The 16,503-nt window shown below is 37.8% G+C and carries 12 protein-coding genes; 6 read left to right on the forward strand and 6 right to left on the reverse strand.

What is annotated here, in order from left to right:
- Positions 1-269: 269 nt before the first annotated feature.
- Together F6K23_RS04650 and F6K23_RS04655 are read left to right on the forward strand one after the other, a co-directional pair.
- Entirely contained in the window at positions 270-2,027 is a 1,758-nt protein-coding gene (locus F6K23_RS04650) for a fatty acyl-AMP ligase (protein ID WP_293151256.1), read from the forward strand.
- A gap of 1,573 nt (positions 2,028-3,600) precedes the next feature.
- Positions 3,601-5,235: an aminotransferase class I/II-fold pyridoxal phosphate-dependent enzyme gene (locus F6K23_RS04655; protein ID WP_293151259.1), complete on the forward strand. Its 1,635-nt coding sequence runs from the start codon at positions 3,601-3,603 to the stop codon at positions 5,233-5,235.
- Positions 5,236-5,309: 74 nt separating this feature from the next.
- On the opposite strand, the gene F6K23_RS04660 is transcribed toward F6K23_RS04655, so the two are convergent.
- The 4 genes from F6K23_RS04660 to F6K23_RS04675 form a co-directional block, all read right to left on the reverse strand.
- Positions 5,310-6,731 carry an NAD(P)/FAD-dependent oxidoreductase gene (locus tag F6K23_RS04660; protein WP_293151262.1) on the reverse strand — a complete coding sequence of 474 codons (1,422 nt, stop codon included), beginning with the start codon at positions 6,729-6,731 and terminating at the stop codon, positions 5,310-5,312.
- Between the two features lie 317 nt (positions 6,732-7,048).
- Positions 7,049-8,404, reverse strand: a complete 1,356-nt coding sequence (locus F6K23_RS04665; protein WP_293151265.1) for a methylglyoxal synthase — start codon at positions 8,402-8,404, stop codon at positions 7,049-7,051.
- A gap of 35 nt (positions 8,405-8,439) precedes the next feature.
- Positions 8,440-8,715 (reverse strand): DUF3124 domain-containing protein, encoded by a 276-nt coding sequence (locus F6K23_RS04670; RefSeq protein WP_367267626.1) that lies wholly within the window; start codon positions 8,713-8,715, stop codon positions 8,440-8,442.
- A gap of 13 nt (positions 8,716-8,728) precedes the next feature.
- The gene (locus F6K23_RS04675) at positions 8,729-9,031 is read right to left on the reverse strand and encodes a DUF3124 domain-containing protein (protein ID WP_293151268.1); all 303 of its coding nucleotides are present in this window, start codon (positions 9,029-9,031) and stop codon (positions 8,729-8,731) included.
- A 438-nt stretch (positions 9,032-9,469) separates the two neighbouring features.
- Here F6K23_RS04675 and F6K23_RS04680 point away from each other — a divergent pair, with 438 nt between their 5' ends.
- From F6K23_RS04680 to F6K23_RS04690, 3 genes are all read left to right on the forward strand, one after another.
- Positions 9,470-9,685 carry a hypothetical protein gene (locus F6K23_RS04680; protein ID WP_293151271.1) on the forward strand — a complete coding sequence of 72 codons (216 nt, stop codon included), beginning with the start codon at positions 9,470-9,472 and terminating at the stop codon, positions 9,683-9,685.
- Between the two features lie 686 nt (positions 9,686-10,371).
- The gene (locus tag F6K23_RS04685; RefSeq protein WP_293151274.1) at positions 10,372-10,743 is read left to right on the forward strand and encodes a VCBS repeat-containing protein; all 372 of its coding nucleotides are present in this window, start codon (positions 10,372-10,374) and stop codon (positions 10,741-10,743) included.
- Between the two features lie 113 nt (positions 10,744-10,856).
- Positions 10,857-12,191 (forward strand): calcium-binding protein, encoded by a 1,335-nt coding sequence (locus F6K23_RS04690; RefSeq protein WP_293151276.1) that lies wholly within the window; start codon positions 10,857-10,859, stop codon positions 12,189-12,191.
- Between the two features lie 351 nt (positions 12,192-12,542).
- Here the strand turns inward: F6K23_RS04690 and F6K23_RS04695 are convergent, their stop codons facing one another.
- Both F6K23_RS04695 and F6K23_RS04700 read right to left on the reverse strand, forming a co-directional pair.
- Positions 12,543-12,857 carry a cation:proton antiporter gene (locus F6K23_RS04695; RefSeq protein ID WP_293151279.1) on the reverse strand — a complete coding sequence of 105 codons (315 nt, stop codon included), beginning with the start codon at positions 12,855-12,857 and terminating at the stop codon, positions 12,543-12,545.
- Positions 12,858-12,981: 124 nt separating this feature from the next.
- Positions 12,982-13,722, reverse strand: a complete 741-nt coding sequence (locus F6K23_RS04700; RefSeq protein ID WP_293151282.1) for a hypothetical protein — start codon at positions 13,720-13,722, stop codon at positions 12,982-12,984.
- A gap of 100 nt (positions 13,723-13,822) precedes the next feature.
- Here F6K23_RS04700 and F6K23_RS04705 point away from each other — a divergent pair, with 100 nt between their 5' ends.
- Positions 13,823-15,619, forward strand: a complete 1,797-nt coding sequence (locus F6K23_RS04705; RefSeq protein WP_375340733.1) for an ABC transporter ATP-binding protein — start codon at positions 13,823-13,825, stop codon at positions 15,617-15,619.
- Positions 15,620-16,503: the final 884 nt, after the last annotated feature.

The raw sequence follows: 16,503 nt of genomic DNA on the forward strand, positions 1-16,503 counted from the left end.
GACTTTTAGACGCAAATTGACTCTTGTCCCCCCCCAAAGTTGGGGGGCTAGGGGGGCAAAATTCAGTATCAAAAAACTTTTCAGATATCCTCTTAAATAATAGCTCTAATATTAATAAATTGATATATTTTGGCAACTTTAGATCGATTTTTAATCAAAAGCCAACCCAGGGAAATATATCATAGATAACTAAAACCTCCTTCTTACTTCTTCCTTCCTTCTGCTATAAATTAATTGCCTGAACACTGGCTTTTTCTATTAAAAATCAAATGAATATTGTAGATAAAAAAATTAAAACTTTAGTAGATTTATTACAAAACAGAGCTATCGAAAACCCCAAACAAATAGCCTATACCTTTTTAGTAGACGGAGAAACAGAAACAACTAGCCTCACCTATCAACAACTAGAACAACGTTCACGAGCGATCGCTGCCTATCTCCAATCAGTATGTCCACCTGGAGAACGTGCTTTACTCATCTATCAACCGGGACTAGAGTATATTAGCGCCTTTTTTGGATGTCTTTATGCTGGAATTATCGCAGTTCCCGCCTATCCCCCTAGACCAAATCGCTCCCTGGCCCGCATTCAAACAATTATTAGAGATACAGAGGCCAAAGTAGCTCTAACAACTAAATCTATCATCTCTACCCTAGAACGTCGTGCCTCGGAAACCCCAGAATTAAATAATTTAGGTTGGTTAGCCACTGACTATATTCCAGACAATGTTGCAGAAAAATGGCTTGAACCTAATATCAACGAAAATACCCTTGCCTTCCTCCAATATACCTCCGGTTCCACAGCCACACCAAAAGGAGTAATGATTACTCACAATAACCTTTTGCATAACTCTAGTCTGATTCATCAATGTTTTGGACATTCTGTAGAAAGCAAAGGAGTAATCTGGCTGCCTCCTTACCACGATATGGGTTTAATTGGTGGGATAGTGCAACCTTTATATGGAGCATTTCCAGTAGTTTTAATGTCTCCGTTAATGTTTCTGCAAAGTCCGGTGCGCTGGCTACAAGCTATTTCTCAATATCAAGGGACTACCAGTGGTGGACCTAACTTTGCTTACGATTTGTGTGTCCGTAAAATTAAGGCCGAACAGATGCAAAATTTGGATTTAAGTAGTTGGGAAGTGGCATTTAATGGTGCTGAACCTATTAGTGCCCAAGTTTTAGAAAGATTTGCCAGAACTTTTGAAGTTTGTGGTTTCCGTCGAGAAGCTTTTTATCCTTGTTACGGGATGGCAGAAGCTACTCTGATAATTTCTGGAGGCGATAAATTTGCCCCACCAGTTCAAACTACTATTGCAACTAACGCATTAGAACAAAATCAGATTATTTCAACTACTTCAGAAACTGAAGCCACAAAAACATTAGTTGGTTGCGGTCAAGCTTTGCCAGACCAACAGATTAAAATTGTCCATCCAGAAAAATTAACTCTCTGTACCGAGGGTGAAGTTGGAGAAATTTGGGTATCGGGGCCAAGTATTGCTGGGGGTTATTGGCGCAAACTAGAGGAAACAAAGCAGACTTTTGAGGCTTATTTACCTGAAGCTCCTGGAAAAGAGCCATTTATGAGAACTGGAGATTTAGGGTTTCTGGAGGGTGGGGAATTATTTGTGACGGGTCGTCTCAAGGATGTGATTATTATTAATGGTCGGAATCACTATCCCCAAGACATTGAATGGACAGTCGAACAAAGTCATCCACTAATTAGACCAGGTTGTGTGGCCGGGTTTTCAGTGGAGGTTGCTGGAGAAGAACATCTAGTAGTAGTGGCTGAGGTGGAACGTAATTTTCGGGAAGTTGGTCGGCGTAATGGCAAATCTGGGACGGAAAATTCCAATTCTTCTCAGGATTTAATTAAGTCTATCCAACGAGTTATATCAAGAAATCACGACTTACAGACTTATCGGGTATTATTGCTTAAGCCAGGAGCTATTCCTAAGACTTCTAGTGGTAAAGTTCAGCGCTATGCCTGTCGTGATGGTTTTTTGACAGGAACTTTACCGAATAATTAATAATTAATAATTAATAATTAATAATTAAACAATTCTGGTTTAAAGCCGACCCTTTTAAGGGGAAAAAAGCGGCCGATCTTCGGAGCTTCCCCGTTGGGTGGGATGGCTCCGAAACCTGCGCCATATCCAATCGACCAAGAGAAAAGAATTGACATCCTCCCGACGTTGCCCATAGCGCGACAACGCGGGATTCCTAAACCTTGCGGCTGCTGGACTTTCTGCTTCGCTCCGCACCTGCTTTTGAGGCCAAACCTCTTTCTGGTCTAAAGGCGCGCTCCACAGACTGACACTGCTAGCCCAGCAGCCTAATTCTATTGAGAATAGCATACTATGTGTAAAAACCGCTCTTATTGATTGGTTTTCCCATCCCTGTGCTCCCCTTCGGGAGAGCGCGGGTCAAGGGCCAACGTTGAGATAAAATTTCCTTATATTCTATTCCGTAACGGTTAAAACCCGAGGTAATTATCAATTATCAATTAATGAAAGGTATAGCAGTCACCACTATAGTTAGGACATCGGGTAATTATGATGATTTATGACGCGAGCAAGATGCTCGCACTAATTGTCAAACACCAACCTGGCAGTTGCTATGTTTGAATAATTCAAGAAATGGGCATTGAAGAAGTGCTAAACACTACATATCTCTAACGTTATAGTTTTTGCTCGCTATATGTAGTATCTTTGCGTAAGTCTGATGATTTTTTGTGGACATCCTCATAGCTTAAATGACTGGTGGTGGTGCATTGTAATGGGGATCTATTGTAGGGTTTGCTTATGGAAGTCTTTTAGTAGGAGACAGCTATACTGGAGACAAGAGACAGGAGGAACGGGGAATTATAGAGGAGGTAGGAGTTAAGTTTTGTTCCTTGATTTTTCTGTCATACTCTTGCCTAAAATACGCTCAAAAATGAGCGTCAAGAGCTGATTCCCAGGCACTGCAATTCGACCCCAAAAAGCCTAAAGTCTTTATATGTCAATACTTTTAGATTAGATCGGTCACGCCCTATTGTAATTATTTTGGTCAAGGACAACAGTAGTGGGAGCATCTTGCTCCCTTGTTCATATAGCGCTGTGCGCAGCTCCGGAAGGCAACAGCTCATCTGCTCCGGAAGGGGGAATAAAAAACCGATAATATAAGATTTTAGCTATTGGACATCTCCTGCAATTTGTAAATATGCCAGCGCACATTGCTCATATCTTGCTGCCTTGCTCATATCTTGCTGCCTTGCTCATAGCTGCCTTGCTCATATCTTGCTCCCTATAACTTTTGACTTCTAACTTCTGACTTCTGACTTGGGGACTTCTGACTTCCCCATAGCTCCTTCTTCCTACTTCGTATAAGATAATGGCACATAACCATCATGGCTTCCCCAGTGTTTTTTTGGGGTGGTCAATCAGTTAGAATAGTTGGCTATTTCAGGTAATTGTCACAAGTCAAAATCTCATCCAAGTAATTCGGAAACTTGATTTCTGATTTTCCAGGGGGATTTTTGACCCCAATATATGCTATTCCCTATAAGCTACTAGAAAAAACTGAGTTATGAGCAATTTTAATGTGGTGCAGGAGTGAACAATGAAACTGTTGAACCAGCTTACGAATGAGAAAGACAGCCAAAATCTGTCTTTAGCAAACAACGATCCAGACCCTGCCTTGCAAGTCCCAAAATTATCCCCGTCTACAGAAACTATTAAGTCCTGGTTGATATCCCAATTAGCCGAAAGACTAGAACTTGATATCCATGAGATAGATATTGAGCGGGACTTTATTGATTATGGCCTTAATTCAATTGAAGTGGTCAATCTTTCTGGAGAACTAGAAAATCTCCTCGGTCGGCGACTTCCTCCGACTCTGTTATTGGATTATCCCACTATTGAGGCTTTAGCTGAATATTTAGTGGAAGATACCACCCAGGATACAGGGCCAAATATTCACAAAAAATTAGAAGATGAGGCTGAGGTCCCAACTTCTAATCCAACTATTGAAACTGAAGAAATTCCTTTAGAATATTATAACTTCGACCTGTACCCAGAATATCTGCAACTGCAAAAGCAAATGGCAGAAATTAATGCTACAGGTATTGGTAACCCGTTTTTTATACCTCAAGAACGGATTAATAATAATACCACAGTTATCGATGGTAGGGAATTGGTTAATTATGCCACCTACAATTATTTAGGTATGTGTGGCGACTCCTCAGTATCTAATGCCGCGAAGGAAGCTATCGATCACTATGGTACTTCTGTTTCTGCCAGTAGGTTATTATCAGGAGAAAAGCCGTTACATCAGGAATTGGAAAGAGAAATTGCTGATTTTATTGGCGTTGAGGATAGTATTGTTTATGTCGGGGGTCATGCTACTAATGTAACTACTATTAGTCATTTGTTTGGGCAAAATGATTTAATTCTCCATGACTCTTTGAGCCATAATAGTATTTTCCAAGGTTGTTTATTATCGGGAGCAACTATTATTGCTTTTCCTCATAATGACTGGCAAGCTTTGGATAGGTTATTGAGCGATCGCCGTCATCGTTATAAACGGATACTTATTGCTATAGAAGGTGTATATAGTACAGATGGTGATATTCCAGATTTACCGAAATTTATTGAGATTAAACAACGTTACAAAGCTTTTCTGATGGTAGATGAGGCTCATTCTATCGGTACCATTGGCAAGCATGGTAGGGGTATTAGTGAGTATTTTGGGGTCAACCCCAATGATATTGATTTATGGATGGGTACTTTAAGTAAATCTTTTGCTAGTTGTGGTGGTTATATTGCTGGTAGCAAAGCATTAGTAGAATATCTTAAATATACTTCCCCAGGATTTGTCTATAGTGTCGGTATTTCCCCACCAGATGCAGCATCAGTATTAGCAGCTATTCGTTTGTTGAAGGCGGAACCTGAAAGGGTTACACAATTGCAAGAAAGGTCTCAACTATTTTTGGAGTCTGCTCGCGAACTAGGTTTGAATACTGGTATGAGTAAAGACTCTCCAGTGATACCTATTATTGTGGGTGAGTCTATTAAGTCTGTACTATTATCCCAAAATTTATTTAAGCGGGGAATTAATGTACCGTTTATGTTTTATCCTTCTGTGCCACACAATGCAGCTAGACTGCGCTTTTTTATTACCTGTAATCATACAGAGGAGCAAATTCGCTTCACTGTAGATGCTCTTGCGGAAGAGCTGAGGAAGATAGATATTTAGTAGATAATGGCTAATAGCTAATCATAAATAATACAATTAGCTATTAGCTATTCGGATTGACAAATCAAAGTGATTTAGCAAAGCAGTTGAGGAATATTTTGATCTCGATCTGTTGACTCAAATTGTTGATTATTTTTGATTATCTGCCCCAAAATTTTTGCCATAATATCAGGTTGAAACAGAATTTTTGGAGGTTGAGTCAGTTGCATGACTGTTATATATTTTTGATAAACTTCCGGGTGCTCTACTGAAAGTCGCAATACCTGGTCTAAATATTTCTGTATTAATCTTGTCATCCAGTCTGGTTTAGCACCTTCTGTACCTGGCCAACGTAAGTCTTCCGCAGTTGCCATTAACCAAGGCATAGAATTTACTTGAGCAAGTTGCTTCTGGAAATACTTGCTTAAACCTTTAAGACTGGGATTACTTTGCAAGCACTGGTCGAGAGCGATCGCTCCCAAAGCAGCTACAGTCATACCTTGACCATAAACAGGATTAAAGCAACATACTGCATCACCTATAGCAACAATACCATCTGGTAGTCTTGATAATTGCTCGTAATGACTGAGGCGATTTTCTGTACGTCGGTATCCATAGACAGGGGAAATGGGTTGAGCATCTTTAATAAATTCGTAGACAATGGGATTTCGCAAACTACGGGCAAATTCTAGGAAACCAACTTCATCAGTAGGAGGATAATCTTTGTTGATACCATAAAGAGTAGTCACCCAAAAATTGTTTTCCACCGAATAAATTATCCCCGCACGTTGATCATTGGGTGGCTTTGTTGCTACTGCTAATACTTTCCAATCTGTCTGAAAACCCTCTGGGCACTTATACCATCGACTACTATAGCCCAAAAAAGAATTTATTACTGTTTCTTCAGGAGCTTGATAACCTAAAGCAGTTAACCATTTAGGTAGAGAGGAATTTCGCCCACTAGTATCAACAACTAAGTCAGCAGTTAAATCTTGTTCGTGAGAATTTGACTTTATTCGTACTCCTGTCACTCTGGAGTTACTAACGTTGCTGAGTAAGTTTTTTACCTGAGTGCTTTCTAGGAATTGCACGCTGTAATCAGCAGTTAATTGACGGCGTATTCCCCACTCTAATAGATGGCGACTACAAAGACAACTTTTTATATCGGAACGAAACCGAGGTTGCCAACCAAATAAATTATACCATGGAAATTCTGCTGCCCAATCAATTTTTAGGGAACCAGAAGTTTCCAAATCTTCGACTAAACCAGGAAACAGTTGCTCTAAAATTTGTTGACCTTTGGATAATAGTACATGGACATGATGGCTTTGAGCTACTCCTGGCCGAAATTGGGGATGTTCGGGAAAGCGATCGCGTTCTACTATTGTTACTTGCTGAAAATGGTTTGTTAATACTCGTCCTGCTAATAACCCTGCGATACTACCACCAATTACTATTGCATGGTTACCTTTTTTAGGTTGTTGCTGTGAAATATTTATTTTGTCTGAGTTGATCATTATTTTTTTATAAAATTTACAGTGCAATTCATCTACAGCGCTACGCTCTAGGGAACAGGGAACAGGGAACAGGGAACAGTAGACTCTGAAAGAGTTCCAAGATTGAGAAATGTCCTAACTAATATGCGTAGTACTCTTTACTAGCACAAAATTCGGCGTTGGGTAGGGAGTAGGGACGTTGCATGCAACGTCCCTACAGAGTATAAAAATGCTTTTGGGTTTCCGTACTAACTGTAGTCTATCTATCTCAAAAGCGCTATAAAATTTAGACAACGCCAGATTTTTCCTTCTTTCTTCTTCCTTCTTCCTTCTTCCTTCTAAATTATCTCATCATTTTGCAGAGTCTGATTTCTAATTCTTGTTGGTAAAGATAAGAAACTCCAGGCAGATTTTTCTTCAATTTCATTAGTTGGCGGAGCAAGCACAATTAAACCATCAGGAATACATTTAATCTCAACTGGAGTAGTGCCAATAATTTCACCGTCAAGTACAACTTTTTGCGGTGGTTCTGTACTAACTTTTACCTGCTTTGTTCGCAAACCAATAGTATCTTGATGTTGAGCAGGAGTTTTAAATATAGCTGACCCGAACATTCTAACTACAGTGTTAACAGCTTGCAGTCTACTATTGGAGGTAATAATCATTACTTCTAATAAACCATCATTCATAATTACTTCTCCCAAACCTTGAGCTAAAACTGATGTTGGTGGTGCTGCATTGGCAATAGTTATTGCTCCTGCTTCAAAAGTTTTGGTAACACCGTCAATTTCTATTTCAACATCAAAAAGTTGTTGTTCGTTTAATTGTTGCCAACCTGCCATCATATAGGCAAGCACTCCCCAACGATTTTTTGCTTCTCGATCTGCTCTCTCTACAGTTTCTGCTTCATACCCCACTCCTGCTAATAAAATCATGGTACGCTCATTGCACTGACCAACATCTATTGTACGAATTTTGCCTGCTAATATGACATCACAAGCACTTCTAATTGGTGTAATGCCGGGAATTCCTAAAGCCATCGCAAAAGCATTGGCAGTACCTCTAGGAATTACACCGAGAGGAATACCTGTATTGACTAATTCTCCAGCAACGGCAGAAACAGTGCCATCACCGCCAGAAGCAATAATGATATCTGCTTGTTTAGCGATCGCTACTTTTGTCAATTCTTCTGCTGTTTGCTCTATAGTGGTTTCGTGTATATGTAAATGCAGATGAGGTTCGAGAAGTGACTTAATTAATGATAATTCTTGTTGAGTATTGCCCTGGCCAGATATAGGGTTGAATATGAGGTGGGCAACAGTAGCTTGAATGAAACTATTAATAATTGCTTCGGCAGTGGCAATATTAATTGCAATGGGAACATTATGTACCTGACAAATACGCAGTAATAATTTGAGGTCTGGTTCATAAGATTGAGAAAATAGGTAGTCTACTAAACAAATAACAGCAATAATATTTCCTGTGGCTATTTCTGCTGCTATTTGAGTATCTCCTCCCAAGGAAATTGGTAATACAGAGTTTATTTCTATAGCTGCTTCTTGTAAAAGATATTGAGCAGTGTCTTCTGGTGCAACTAATTTATAGCGAGATAGCACAACTTGATGTTTTTTGACAAATTCAACTAAGTTGTCTTTTTTGCTGTCATAAGCAAGTAAAGCAATAGTATTTGCCATAATTTTTTTCCCGGAATTGATCTACTATTTATCAGTTATTTTATATTATTTTCAATGACTTTACCTGAACTAGAAAATGCCACAGCTTGGCTTCCTGATGTACCAAGCATTATTGCTTCAACTATTGGTTCATTTACTTGTTTTTCTGCTACCCATTCTACTAAAAAGTTAGCTCCATAACCGCCAGTTGTGTCTTTTTGTTCTAAGTAAAAATCCCGTGAAACTAAAGGACTTAATTTTAATGGATTTTGCAGATATTGTTTAACCAATTTTCCATCTGTATCATAATATTTTACCGCAGTAATAATTATAGCATTTTCTAGGTCAGTATTCCGAAATACTTAGAGTTGCTGATAAATTATAAATTCGTTGTTGATTAGCGTAATATACATGAGAATATATAGGAACATAAATAATCTGTCCTGTAGCTAGTTCTAGATTTTCTGTGAGGATAATTTCTGTGTCTTGGGGAGATGAAGAATTAACAGCTATAGCAGTATTATTCTGAGTTGATTGAGTTAGTGGTTGTTGGACAATCTCCGCAGAAGTACAAGACCAAAGTAATGTTATATCATGTCCGGTAGCATCGGTCTTGTATAGTAAATAGCCAACATCTCCGGAAGGCAACAGCTCCGGAAGGCAAGAAAAAAACTTAAATTTCCTGTAGATATCCACGCTAACTTTTACACAAACGATTGCCTTCGGACATGATATTATGCCAATTGTGAGGACAATACACTGCAATATTTGTTTCATTTTGCTTGTCAATATTTAGTGAGATAAATCAGTTAAATTTACTATTAGACATCTCCAGAAAAGAGGGAATAGGGAATTGGGGTATAGACAGATACGTAGAAAATAGGACACGATGTAAAGTTTTGTTAAATCTACCATGTATATACTAAGAAAAGAAAACTTAACCTAGTGGACTGTTTCAGCTAAAACTGTGCACTCTTATTTTTGTTTATAGGTGTCTTTTTCTCCCCACCCTCCCCACACTTCCCACCCTCCCCACACTCCCCATCTAACGCACCATTTAAGATGAAACAATCCACTAGCATCCCCATGAATCAATACTCAGGAATCAAACAAAAATCTCAAAGGCGACTCCACAACGAAGACGGAAAATTTGCCCCCGACTACTCAGGAGAAGTAAAAAGACTCACAACAATGAGACTAACAGATACAGCTTGGGAATTATTAGCAGAAATCGCTCTCAAAAACCAAATTACTAGAACCGAAGTTATTGAAATGTTTGTCAGAGGAGAAGAGCTATATTAAAGATCGAAAATCACCCTGTCATCCAAAGCATCAGGAACTTGCTCCAAATCAACAAAATAATCACCAAACCGCGTAATATGAGCAGTCAAATAAGGACTCATCGAAGGTGGTTGAAAGCTTTATAAAACAATACTTTCGGAAGCTATATTGATTCCGAGCGCGTACAATAAATATGACTGCAATGAAAGTTACTGTATTTTAAACACTCGTTGAGCTGATCAATTATCGGAGCGAACATCAATCCAATCATACCGCATATATCTTTCTAGAAGAAGCAGAAACAGAATCTCATCAACTCACCTATAAAGTATATTAAAAAAATGAAAATTGAAGGTGCTTGAAAGCTTTATAAGACAATGCTTTCGGAAGTCATGTTGATTCCGAGCGCGTACAATAAACCCGTTTTGCACAGTCTTACCTAGAATAAATCATGTAGCAACTTGCATAACCTCTTGTAAGTTGGAAATATGTACTGACAGGCGAAGATTGAAGGATTAAAAAACTATCAATTTTCTCGCTTTACTGCCTTCCCTAGAATAAATAATGTAGCAATTTGCATAACCTCTTGTAAGTTGGAAATATGTACTGGCAAGCGAAAATTGAAGGATTAAAAAACTATCAATTTTCTCGCTTTACTGCCGTGCGCTTTCTAGAACTTAAGTAATTCCATTTCACAGAAATCAACTATGGCTGCAATTAACAACTTACCAGAAAACTTTGAGGTCGAAGGAGACGTAACCAATTTATATATTGGAGATTTTAATGGGGATGGGTTAGATGATTTCCTCCGTCAAGAAAAGGGACGAAGAGATAATGATAATAATAATACGGCTAACATCTTTTTCTCTAATAGCGATGGTACTTTTACCAAGTTTGATTTACCAGAAAACTTTGAGGTCGAAGGAGACCTGACCAATATAAGTGTTGGAGATTTTAATGGAGATGGATTAGATGATTTCCTCCGTCAAGAAAAGGGACGAAGAGATAATGATAATAATAATAAGGAAAGATTGATGGGTTTGATATTACTATTAACGACGACGCGAGTATCACCGTAACAGATATCGAGACAAGTGACGGGGACGAAGGAACTGATACCCTGACTAATATTTCTCAGTTAGTCTTCGGTGGTAACACGCGCCTGGGCCCTAATGACGTTAGAAGTACGGTTTTGGGTATTGCAGGAGTGCATGAAAGCACTGACAATACCGATACTTCCACTTCTATTGTTGGTGGCAGTGCCGCAGCAACTAACTTCGTTATCGACATTGAAGGTACAACTGGTTTGGGCTTAGATTTTGATACCAGTAAACTAGCAAGTTTTATCAACGACATTACCCTACCAGACCAAGATATTGAAGATGCCAGATTAGCCAACAATCTTCTTTTGGATGCTGCTGGAGGTCTAGCTGGTGCTATTCCTATATTTGGAGCCGCGGCATCAACAGCTATTGCAATGCAACAAACCTTATCAAACTATGCCTTTGATTTGCTGCAAGTAGAGGCGCAAAAACAGGCGGCCATTGATGCTGTCAATAATCCTGACTACAATACAGAAGCTTGGGGAACTATTACCCAAACTAACCGGGATTTAGTGCTCATCGAAGATTTCCAAATTGGTGTAGATAACATATTCTTACCTTCAGTATCGAGTGTTGCCAATGTTGGTTATGCCATCAAATCAGGAATATTAAACAATCAAAATGGTGTTTTTATCGAGGCACAAATAGGTACTGAAAACTCCAATCTTGTCTTCATTGAGAATAACTATGGAAGTCTGAATAACACAGATTTTACCGACCAAATCACCAATCTCTTGACAAGTTCGGGAAATAGCAATACTGATTCTGGCTCAATTATTAGCACTTTTAATCAAACACCCATTACAGTACAACCACTTAATTCTGGTCTGAATTTTGAAATTGGAACTTTTGCAGGAGATCATATTATTGGCGAGCAGCGAGCTGTGGGGCGGAGTGCACCTGGTTCCTTTGAATTGGTTGGCTTATTTGGTGACGATTTGATTCAAGGTAGTACGGAAAATGATTTTCTCAACGGTGGTTTTAATTCTGCAACACCTACCTTTGCTGACATTACCTACGAAGATGATGGATTCGACATTTTACAAGGAGGTAAAGGTGACGATGAACTTAGGGGTGGAACTGGCAACGATACCCTTGATGGTGGGGGATTGATCTACGATGACAATATCAATGTAACAGGTGTTATTGTTGATGATGGTAGCGATATCTTAATAGGTGGTTCGGGGAATGACACTTTTATATTTAACACCCCCTCAACTGGAATTGACATCATTACGGACTTTACTGTATTGGTTGATAAAATTCAAATTAACCAAGTTGAGTTCGGAGCGACGGATAAAAGTGAATTCTCCTTTGACCAAACCAATGGTGCTTTATCGTTTGGTTCTCAGCAAATTGCTACTTTAGCAAACTTTGATGAGTTACAGAACTTTGATGTTAACCGCGATATTCAGTTTGTTTAAGTAGGCCACTTTCAAGACTTATAGCCCACATTCCACATTTCAAGGTGTAACTTTTATGTTACACCTCATTCATTAAAAATTATCAAAACAAAACACCTTAATGGGACTTAAACGAGAAAAAGAGTCAAAACCGAGTATAATCTTGGGGTCATTACTCCCTGATTCTAGTTATAGTAATGGTTGTAGGTCTCCCTTAAGTCCTAAATTGCTAGTTCTGAGTACAGAAAAAACTGCTGCAGCATCAGTTGAGGAGATAATTGTTCCTACCAATAGTCCCTCTGACTAAGTAATACCTTCTAGCCCAATATTGAAGTCGGTAAAAGACCCAAGCACAAACCAGGCAAATGAGCCTCAAAGTAGAGTAGTAATCCCTACACCAACAGTTGAGAGGATTAAACCTTTCCAGAGAACAGGTCTAATTTTAGTCCAATTTGTATCAACTCCTCCAGCAAATAGTATTAAAGTGAGTGCTAAATCTTCTATCAATTTTGCTTGCATTGAATTATCAAATTCAATGCCACCAACTCCTTCTGAACCTGCTAGCATTCCCACTAAAAGGAATAATAGTAGAGCTGGAACTCCTAACTTATTCGCCGCTTTACTGGCAATAATACCAGCTAGCAGAAGCACCGCTGCACCAATAAATAATTGTTCTACTGGAATCATAAAGCTTTATTAGATTTTGCTGGGAAATTATATAACATTAAATGGCTAGTAAATAGTGATAATTCTACATCGGTTGGTAGGTAAATCGATCCCTCCGTCACTAAAATTCAAATCCGCACCATATTTAATTTAGTTTAAATGAATCTAAAAATTTTTCTACTGCTCCTGGAATTTCGTTTTCTGTTTCTATTTCACTTGCTCCAATCATATACAACCTTTTTCCTGCTAAGTAAACTCTGAATGTGATAGTTTCAACATTATTTTTCAGTACAAATTCTCGCCCTAAAAATCTTTCTGAGTTGTAGGAATAATCGCTACTCAATTTAAAATCTGTAACATCAATAATTTTGTGTTGTACTCTTACTAATATATCTTGCTTATCAGCCAATTGTTTACTATTTAAAACGTCAGAATAAGCAACTACAAATCTTGCTGATTCTGGATGACTTGCAAATACTTTAAAATAAATCTTTCCATTCTCAGTTTCAATAATTTCTTTCTCAGCTGTCATTCCACCAGTAGGCATCCAGATGCTAAAATCGCCTTCTTTAAAAATAAATTTTTGCCATTCTATCTGCCCAGATTCAATTGTTAATACAGATTGGGGTTTTTGTGTTTCGAGCTGTTTCATTTCCTGCTCTATCTGTAGTCGTCCTTTTTCAAAAAAGTCTGGACGGTTATTCAAGGAAAAACTAGCTTGTTTGTCTATAGTTTGCCTAGAGTTATATAATTTAAAGTCCCAATTAATGCAGCTAGTATTGAAAATAGCTGTGATTATTATTAAGAATAAATTAAGAATTGAGGATTTTCTCAAGGGAAGAGCGATAATACTTTTATATTTTTTATCTATTTTGAATTTTTTCATAGTTCGTTAATTTAGACTGGCAATATTTACATTATACTTAATATTAACTATGTTAGAATAATTCGAGTTTTTATTTATACAAAATCATCGGGATTTAACCTTGTTAAAAAAAATATTTAAATCAAAACATCCTTTTTTACGTTTGCTTAACTATGGAAGTAGTTATCGTACTCAAATTTGGCAAGCTACTATCTGCTCAATTTTAAATAAAATTTTCGACCTGGCTCCTCCAGTTTTAATTGGGGCAGCAGTTGATGTTGTTGTGAAACAAGAAGATTCTCTCATTGCTCAATGGGGAATTCAAGATATTTTTGGACAGCTTCTTATTTTGACATTTCTGAGTTTAATTGTTTGGGGATTAGAATCAATTTTTCAATATGCTTATGAGCGACTTTGGCGCAATTTGGCTCAGAATATTCAGCACGATATACGAATTGAAACTTATAGTCATTTACAAAATTTAGAATTAGCCTATTTTGAAGAACGTAGCACGGGCGGTTTAATGGCAATTTTAAATGATGATATTAATCAGTTAGAAAGATTCTTAGATGTAGGAGCAAATGAAATAATTCAAGTGGTAGTAACAGTTATAATTATTGGCGGTGCTTTTTTTGTTTTAGCTCCTAGTGTCGCTTGGTGGGCAGTTTTACCAATGCCTTTTATTATTGGAGGTTCAATTTGGTTTCAAAAATTTCTAGTGCCTCGTTATGCAGAAATGCGAGAAAAGGTAAGTTTATTAAGCGGACAATTATCTAATAATCTTTCAGGAATTACTACTATCAAAAGTTTCACAGCAGAAGCTTATGAAGTAGGAAGAATTTCTCGAGAAAGTGAAGCTTATAAAATTAGTAATAGACGAGCGATAGCTTTTTCTGCTGCTTTTGTTCCTTTGATTAGAATTATAATTTTTATCGGTTTTATCGCAACTTTATTATTAGGTGGGTTAGAAGTAGTTGCTGGTAGATTAGCTGTAGGTACTTACAGTGTCATGGTATTTTTAACTCAAAGATTATTATGGCCTTTAACTCGTTTAGGACAAACTCTTGATTTATATCAACGAAGTATGGCTTCTACTAATCGGGTGATGAATTTATTGGATACTCCGATTACTATTTCTCCGGGAAATATTGCTTTGCCTGTTGAGTCAGTTAAGGGAGAATTAGAGTTAGAAAATGTCACCTTTGCCTATGGAAACAATTCACCTGTTGTGGAAAATATTTCTCTCAAAATTCCTGCGGGGAAAACTATTGGAATTGTCGGTTCGACAGGTTCGGGAAAAAGCACGATAGTCAAATTATTACTGCGGTTTTATGAAGTACAAGCAGGTAAAATTACTCTGGATGGTATGGAAATAAATCAGATTAATTTACAAGATTTACGGCGAGCAATAGGTTTAGTTAGTCAGGATGTATTTTTGTTTCATGGAACTGTAGCTGAAAATATTAATTATGGTTCTTTTGATGCTACTATACCAGAAATTATTGCAGCAGCTAAAATTGCTGAAGCGGATGATTTTATTCAGAAGTTACCTCATGGTTATGATACTATTGTTGGGGAAAGAGGACAGAAATTATCAGGGGGTCAAAAACAGCGAATTGCTATTGCTAGAGCTGTGTTGAAAAATCCTCCTATTTTGATACTTGATGAGGCAACTTCAGCAGTGGATAATGAAACTGAAGCAGCTATTCAAAAATCTTTAGAAAAAATTACTCAAAATCGTACAACTATTGCTATTGCTCATCGTCTTTCTACTATCAGAAATGCCGATTGTATTTATGTTATGGAATATGGAAAAATAGTTGAGTTTGGTCGCCATGAAGAGTTATTAGAAAGAGAGGGAATTTATGCTAGTTTGTGGCGGGTACAATCTGGTTTAAGTTCAACAATTAATAATTAACAATTACTTCTCCATTAAAAAAAAGAGGATTTACTAAGAAGAAAAATTTTTCTTGTTTCTTCTTGTCGGGCGATAACCTATAGCGCAGCTAATATGAAATACGTTAATGTTTACTACCAAAGATTGATAGGGAAATAGAGAGGTTCTTCAATAATTGATAATGAATAATTGATAATTACCTCTCCCTAAAAGCTATCCCTGACAAGGAACTCCTGAAAACCTTGTGGGTAGAAGGGGAGAAGGGAGCAGGGGAGAAGGGAGAAATATTCAAGAATGCGCGAATTTAGAATGCGCGAATTTAGAATTATACCAATTACCAAAAGTAATGCTATACTTCAGCTATACTTCAACACCTCAATAGTTACTAAGATTAAAAGTCTGTTTTTGACAATTATTAGTCGGTTAGTATAGATTTTTCGTACGGACGCCCTTATGCAACGTCCCTACCTCTCCCCACACCTCCCACACTTCCCACACTTCCCCACCCAATCATATATAGCATTCTTTTTGAGAAATGGTATTACCTCTCCTTGAAAAGAAGAGGATTGGGTTAAAAGGAATTTTTTTCCTCTCTTGGTCGATGGTCGGACAGCGAGGAGACCTCGCCATCCCATCCTACGGAATGCTTTCCTTACGGAATGCTATCGCAAACGCAAACGACCGCTTTTTTCTCCATGAATGGAGAGGCTTTATACCTTAATTTTTTGGTAAATAAAGCTTGGCAAAACTACTTAACTTATCCAAATAAATGTGCTTTTAAATACATTTTTTCTCAGGAAAAAGCCTTTTGAAGACTTACATATAATTTCTCTGTTTTGTCAAGTTTTATGTTAAGAAAGATGTTTATAAAGCATAGCCCTAAAAGGAAGAGGATTGACGCGGTA

It is taken from the genome of Okeania sp. SIO2C9 (genome assembly GCF_010672455.1).
Lineage (GTDB): Bacteria > Cyanobacteriota > Cyanobacteriia > Cyanobacteriales > Microcoleaceae > Okeania.

Bases quoted from the DNA above. Each gene is read 5' to 3' on its own strand.
- F6K23_RS04650 (WP_293151256.1), top strand. From the start codon at position 270: ATGAATATTGTAGATAAAAAAATTAAAACTTTAGTAGATTTATTACAA.
- F6K23_RS04655 (WP_293151259.1), top strand. From the start codon at position 3,601: ATGAAACTGTTGAACCAGCTTACGAATGAGAAAGACAGCCAAAATCTG.
- F6K23_RS04660 (WP_293151262.1), bottom strand. From the start codon at position 6,731: ATGATCAACTCAGACAAAATAAATATTTCACAGCAACAACCTAAAAAA.
- F6K23_RS04665 (WP_293151265.1), bottom strand. From the start codon at position 8,404: ATGGCAAATACTATTGCTTTACTTGCTTATGACAGCAAAAAAGACAAC.
- F6K23_RS04680 (WP_293151271.1), top strand. From the start codon at position 9,470: ATGAATCAATACTCAGGAATCAAACAAAAATCTCAAAGGCGACTCCAC.
- F6K23_RS04685 (WP_293151274.1), top strand. From the start codon at position 10,372: ATGGCTGCAATTAACAACTTACCAGAAAACTTTGAGGTCGAAGGAGAC.
- F6K23_RS04695 (WP_293151279.1), bottom strand. From the start codon at position 12,857: ATGATTCCAGTAGAACAATTATTTATTGGTGCAGCGGTGCTTCTGCTA.
- F6K23_RS04700 (WP_293151282.1), bottom strand. From the start codon at position 13,722: ATGAAAAAATTCAAAATAGATAAAAAATATAAAAGTATTATCGCTCTT.